The organism is Mesorhizobium sp. M7A.F.Ca.US.002.01.1.1 (assembly GCF_004022955.1).
In the GTDB taxonomy this organism is placed as follows: Bacteria; Pseudomonadota; Alphaproteobacteria; order Rhizobiales; family Rhizobiaceae; genus Mesorhizobium; species Mesorhizobium ciceri.
Map to the genome: position 1 here is coordinate 5,001 of NZ_RZQE01000193.1, position 5,524 is coordinate 10,524.

The 5,524-nt window shown below is 55.7% G+C and carries 1 protein-coding gene, 1 tRNA gene, 2 rRNA genes and 1 pseudogene; all 5 read left to right on the forward strand.

Annotated features, from left to right (window positions below):
- Positions 1-315: 315 nt before the first annotated feature.
- The 5 genes and pseudogenes from EN932_RS19115 to EN932_RS19135 all read left to right on the forward strand — a co-directional run bounded on the left by EN932_RS19115 (position 316) and on the right by EN932_RS19135 (position 5,209).
- Positions 316-3,137, forward strand: a 23S ribosomal RNA gene (locus EN932_RS19115).
- 265 nt (positions 3,138-3,402) lie between these two features.
- Positions 3,403-3,517, forward strand: a 5S ribosomal RNA gene (rrf, locus tag EN932_RS19120).
- A gap of 154 nt (positions 3,518-3,671) precedes the next feature.
- Positions 3,672-3,748 (forward strand) — tRNA-Met (locus EN932_RS19125).
- A gap of 880 nt (positions 3,749-4,628) precedes the next feature.
- Positions 4,629-4,895, forward strand: a complete 267-nt coding sequence (locus tag EN932_RS19130; protein ID WP_027163779.1) for a type II toxin-antitoxin system ParD family antitoxin — start codon at positions 4,629-4,631, stop codon at positions 4,893-4,895.
- Positions 4,896-4,898: 3 nt separating this feature from the next.
- Positions 4,899-5,209 (forward strand): annotated as a pseudogene (locus tag EN932_RS19135) (type II toxin-antitoxin system RelE/ParE family toxin).
- Positions 5,210-5,524 lie beyond the last annotated feature (315 nt).

The window sequence follows — 5,524 nt, forward strand, 5'->3', positions numbered from 1 at the left end:
TGGTGAGCGTCTGGCTTGCCGCTTGTTCTGTTTGACATTGTAAAGAGAAGATTTGTTCGAACTTCATGGCAGTAATGCCGTGATTTGTCGCGGGAGACGCTCAATCTCCCGCATATGATGGGCTTGCCTAACCGCACCCTCGAACCGATCTCGAGAAGCTGGTCTTTTTGTGCCAATGACATCGAAGTTTGATCCCGCACAGGATCTGCTTCAGGCGACAATTCCTTTGGAATTGCGTGGATGCCAACTCCGTAAGGGGAAGGCTGAAGCGACAATCCCTTCGGGATTGCGCGGATGGGCATTGGCAATGAGAACGATCAAGTGTCTTAAGGGCAATTGGTGGATGCCTTGGCATGCACAGGCGATGAAGGACGTGATACGCTGCGATAAGCTACGGGGAGGTGCGAATACCCTTTGATCCGTAGATTTCCGAATGGGGAAACCCACCTAAGGTACTTGGAAAATCAGAGCAGCCAGAAGGTCGCAAGGCCGGATTGCTGCTGTGGTTTCCAAGTATCGATAATAGGTAACTTACCCTGAATACATAGGGGTAAAGTGGCGAACGCGGGGAACTGAAACATCTAAGTACCCGTAGGAAAGGACATCAACCGAGACTCCGGAAGTAGTGGCGAGCGAACCCGGACCAGGCCAGTGGCGATTGAGAGACAAGCGGAACCTTCTGGAAAGTAGGGCCATAGTGGGTGACAGCCCCGTACGCGTAATGCAATCAATCGTCCTCGAGTAAGGCGGGACACGTGAAATCCTGTCTGAAATTGGGGGGACCACCCTCCAAGCCTAAGTACTCGTGCATGACCGATAGCGAACTAGTACCGTGAGGGAAAGGTGAAAAGCACCCCGACAAGGGGAGTGAAAGAGTACCTGAAACCGATTGCCTACAAACAGTGGAAGCCCAAGGTTCGTCCTGGGTGACCACGTACCTTTTGTATAATGGGTCAGCGACTTAGTGTGACGAGCAAGCTTAAACCGCTAGGTGTAGGCGCAGCGAAAGCGAGTCTGAACAGGGCGTTCAGTTCGTCGCATTAGACCCGAAACCGAGTGATCTAGCCATGAGCAGGTTGAAGGTAAGGTAACACTTACTGGAGGACCGAACCCATAACTGTTGCAATAGTTCGGGATGACTTGTGGCTAGGGGTGAAAGGCCAATCAAACTCGGAAATAGCTGGTTCTCCGCGAAATCTATTTAGGTAGAGCGTCGACCGAATACCCCAGGGGGTAGAGCACTGGATGGGCTAGGGGTCCTCACCGGATTACCAAACCTAACCAAACTCCGAATACCTGGGAGTACTAGTCGGCAGACACACGGCGGGTGCTAACGTCCGTCGTGAAAAGGGAAACAACCCTGACCTACAGCTAAGGTCCCCAAGTTATGGCTAAGTGGGAAAGGATGTGAGGATCCCAAAACAACCAGGATGTTGGCTTAGAAGCAGCCATCATTTAAAGAAAGCGTAACAGCTCACTGGTCTAAATAAGGGTCTTTGCGCCGAAAATGTAACGGGGCTAAAGCCATACACCGAAGCTTAGGGTTTGGTCCGCAAGGGCCAAGCGGTAGCGGAGCGTTCTGTAAGCTGATGAAGCCATACCCGTGAGGGGTGGTGGAGGTATCAGAAGTGCGAATGCTGACATGAGTAACGTAAGGGGAGTGAGAGACTCCCCCGCCGAAAGACCAAGGGTTCCTGCTTAAAGCTAATCTGAGCAGGGTTAGCCGGCCCCTAAGACGAGGCGGAAACGCGTAGTCGATGGGAACCACGTTAATATTCGTGGGCTTGGAGGTAGTGACGGATCATTGAGGTAGTCCAATCTTATCGGATTGAACGGGCTGCTGCGTGGTTCCAGGAAATAGCTCCTCCTTATAAACCGTACCCGAAACCGACACTGGTGGTCTGGTAGAGTATACCAAGGCGCTTGAGAGAACTATGCTGAAGGAACTCGGCAAATTGCACGCGTAACTTCGGAAGAAGCGTGACCCTTTTCTACGCAAGTAGAGGAGGGTGGCACAGACCAGGGGGTAGCGACTGTTTATCAAAAACACAGGGCTCTGCGAAGTCGCAAGACGACGTATAGGGTCTGACGCCTGCCCGGTGCTGGAAGGTTAAGAGGAGGGGTGCAAGCTCTGAATCGAAGCCCCAGTAAACGGCGGCCGTAACTATAACGGTCCTAAGGTAGCGAAATTCCTTGTCGGGTAAGTTCCGACCTGCACGAATGGCGTAACGACTTCCCCGCTGTCTCCAGCATAGACTCAGTGAAATTGAATTCCCCGTGAAGATGCGGGGTTCCTGCGGTTAGACGGAAAGACCCCGTGCACCTTTACTATAGCTTTACATTGGCATTCGTAGTGGCATGTGTAGGATAGGTGGTAGGCTTTGAAGCCTGGGCGCCAGCTCAGGTGGAGCCACCCTTGAAATACCACCCTTATTACTATGGATGTCTAACCGCGGCCCGTTATCCGGGTCCGGGACAATGTATGGTGGGTAGTTTGACTGGGGCGGTCGCCTCCTAAAGAGTAACGGAGGCGCGCGATGGTGGGCTCAGAACGGTCGGAAATCGTTCGCTGAGTGCAATGGCATAAGCCTGCCTGACTGCGAGACTGACAAGTCGAGCAGAGACGAAAGTCGGTCATAGTGATCCGGTGGTCCCGCGTGGAAGGGCCATCGCTCAACGGATAAAAGGTACGCCGGGGATAACAGGCTGATGACCCCCAAGAGTCCATATCGACGGGGTTGTTTGGCACCTCGATGTCGACTCATCGCATCCTGGGGCTGGAGCAGGTCCCAAGGGTATGGCTGTTCGCCATTTAAAGCGGTACGTGAGTTGGGTTCAGAACGTCGTGAGACAGTTCGGTCCCTATCTGCCGTGGGTGTAGGAATATTGAAAGGATCTGTCCCTAGTACGAGAGGACCGGGATGGACGGATCTCTGGTGGACCTGTTGTGGCGCCAGCCGCATAGCAGGGTAGCTATATCCGGACGGGATAACCGCTGAAGGCATCTAAGCGGGAAACCCACCTTAAAACGAGTATTCCCTGAGAACCGTGGAAGACGACCACGTTGATAGGCCGGGTGTGGAAGAGCGGCAACGCTTGAAGCTTACCGGTACTAATAGTTCGATCGGCTTGATCGTTCTCATTCCTTATGCCCATCTGACAAAGTCAGATGGTCTGTTCTCACTCACGCTTGTTCCGCCCTGCGGGCGGCGCTACGTGAGTGCGGCGCATCAGCGCCGACGGTCGACCTTGCGAAGCTTCGCTTCGAAAGGCGCCAGACCAAGAACCGTAAAGGCACACAAAGACCAGCGAACAGCCCCGAGAGGCACCCGACAGCCCCGCTGCCGATGTCTCTTTGTGCCCTTCGCTCAAAAGCTTCTCGAACAACGTGCGTTTTGCCGACCTGGTGGTTATGGCGGAGCGGCTGCACCCGATCCCATTCCGAACTCGGCCGTGAAACGCTCCAGCGCTGATGGTACTTCGTCTCAAGACGCGGGAGAGTAGGTCGCTGCCAGGTCTGCCAAACGCACGTTGATCTCACATCCAAATCGGATGGAGAAAAATCTTCTCTTTATGAAATGGCCCGCCAAGGGATCACGGGCCGCGTAAGCGGCCCTTTCATTTGGTCAGCCATATACCTATCTGTAGGCCTCGGCTTACACAAAAATTGACGCGGGGTGGAGCAGCCCGGTAGCTCGTCAGGCTCATAACCTGAAGGTCACAGGTTCAAATCCTGTCCCCGCAACCAAATTCAAAAAGGCCCGCCATCGTGCGGGCTCTTTTGTTTTGTGCTGTGCTGTGCTGCCGGCCTGTCATCAGGCGCCCGCAACCAGCCAAGCCAAGCCGCCAGACAGAAAACGCAAATCCTCTCCCCAAAACCAACATCAAAAACAGCCCGCCAGCCACAAATGCCCGCGCGCCGTTTTGATATGCGGCTGGGGTGGCCATCGATCTGCCCAGGCTCAGGCCCCCGAAAGCGAAGCCGAAGCTGCGGGACAAAAGAACCAGATCCCGTCCCGCAAACCAAACTTCACTAAGCAACAGCCCGCCTGGCATCAGCCGGCGGGCTGTTCGCGTTCAAGGGACAATGGTGCCCGCAAGCGGCAGTCCTCGGCGCACAAGAGGACTCAGCCGACAAGGTACGACAACAAACAAAGCCTCAACAAAACAGCCCGCAGCCCGCGGGCCGTTTGCGTTTGGGGGACTGGCAAGTGAAGCGCCAGGCCGCCGCCATGGCCGGATCAACCGAATCGGAGGCGGAAAAGACAAAGCCATCCGATCCTCGTGCCAGGCATCGGTGATGCCGGTGATGATTTGCAGTCAAATACGAAATGAATTTGGTCGGGGTGGTGTTCTATTCAGCCGGCTTTTGTGGCCACCCTCGACCATGACAATGACTGATGACCGCGAATATCGACCTGCATGTGAATCCTCGATCGCGCCGGCGGCCGGTGTGTCACGCCGCAATAGCCGCAAGTGCCGTTGGTCGAGCGGCCTGGGGGCGTTGAAGCGATGCCTCGATCATGCCGAATCAAAGCGAAGGGCGATTCTCTGCGGATGAGTCACGCGAGGTAAGGCGTGGCCGAATCGGCGCCAGATTCGGGATCGCTCCCCGCAGGAGGTTGCCAATGCCAAATTACGCTTTGAATGACCACTACGAGAGCTTCATCAGGAAGCAGCTCGAATCAGGCCGCTACAACAATGCCAGCGAGGTTGTCCGCGCGGGCCTGCGCATGCTCGAGGATTTCGAGGCGGAGCGAGAGAAATGGCTGCGCGAGGAGATACCAGGGCGCCTGGCTGAACTCCGGCAGGATCCGATGAAGGGCATCCCTGCCGACACGGTCTTCTCCCGGCTGGAGGCGCGTCATCGCTCCAAGCAGGCGAAAGCCAAGTAGGGGATGGAGTATCGGATTGTCTTCCACTCCAAGGCGGAGTCGGAGCTGGAGCAACTCTACGATGACCTAGCCGGACGTGCGTCGCCGGCGATCGCCCGGAATTTCATTGCGGGTATCCGCGACCATTGTCTCGGCCGTCGACTTTTCCACAGCGGGGCACCGAGCGGGTCGAGATCATGCCGGGGTTGCGGATTGTTGGCTATCGCCGCGCCGTCAGCATTGCCTTCGCCGTCGAGGGTGGGCGGGTGCTGATCCTGGGCATCTTCTACGCTGGCCGGAACATCACGCCGGAATTGCTCGAGAACCGGCTCTAAACGGCGCCTCGGTGGAGAATTGCTCTGCAGCCATCGAGGCGCGACGGGTGCGATGGCACACATCAGCGCCTCGATCTCGGGACGCATCACAGGAATGATAGGCGCTAGAACGCCGCCCACAATTCAGCCAAGCCAACTCATGAATTTCGGCCCGGTGGATATCTCTACGAGAAATCGAAAAAACATTATCGATGTGTGTTGACAGTTGTCGTTGGTGGCGACTATATACGCCTCACGAACGAGGGCGGCTCGCCGCTGGCGACGAAGAAGTTTGCTTCTAAGCCTGCCCTTAGCGAAATTCAAGAGAGCCGCGTA

What these genes read in the sequence shown, in the direction of transcription:
- EN932_RS19130 (WP_027163779.1), top strand. Translation starts at nt 4,629, where the DNA reads ATGCCAAATTACGCTTTGAATGACCACTACGAGAGCTTCATCAGGAAG.